Genomic DNA, 725 nt, shown 5'->3' with positions numbered 1-725 from the left:
TCGTCGGCCGCGACGACTTCAAGGCCGAGTTCGTGCTGCGCTTCGCACCGCCCCCAGCCCGCGACGGCGACATGCCCTTGCCCGGCCCCTACCCCCGAGCCTGGGGGCCGGAAGACCTGGCGCTAGTCCAGGCGCACATGCAGCGCATCTGGACGCACCGCTTCACCAAGCAGACCGTCGAGGACGCCATGGTGGCCGAGGCGGCGCGCCATCGGTTCCATCCCGTCGAGGACTGGCTCGCATCCTTGGTGTGGGACGGGGTACCTCGGGTCGATGGCTGGCTGCACCGCGGCTTCGGCTGCCCCGGCGACGACTACCACGCCGCCGCCGGCGCCAAGATGCTGATCGCCAGCGTCAAGCGCATCCGCCAGCCGGGCGTGAAGTTCGACCACACGCCCGTCTTCGAGGGCGGCCAGGGCCTCGGCAAGTCCACCGCCCTCCGCGCCCTCTACGGCGACGACTGGTTCTCCGACAGCTTGCCCGAGGATCTGGCATCGAAGGACGCCGCCATGGGTCTGCTCGGGGTCTGGTGCCTCGAGCTGGCCGAGCTTCAGCAGCTCATTCGCGCCGAGGCCGAGACGGTGAAGGCCTTCATGTCTCGCCAGGTGGACCGCTTCCGCCCGCCCTACGGCAAGGCCTACGTCAACCGGCCGAGGCAGTGCATCCTTGTAGGCACCACCAACGCCGAGGAATGGCTGAGCGACACCACCGGCAACCGCCGGTTC

General features: G+C 69.7%; 1 protein-coding gene. It reads left to right on the top strand.

The genetic code is table 11. The annotated features are described in order from the left end of the window. On the top strand, nucleotides 1-725 hold a 725-nt coding region (locus M0638_RS28160), incomplete at both ends, for a virulence-associated E family protein (RefSeq protein WP_248670272.1).

This window comes from Roseomonas acroporae (genome assembly GCF_023223525.1).
GTDB classification, from domain to species: domain Bacteria; phylum Pseudomonadota; class Alphaproteobacteria; order Acetobacterales; family Acetobacteraceae; genus Roseomonas_E; species Roseomonas_E acroporae.
This window is presented reverse-complemented; position numbering and strand designations above follow the sequence as displayed.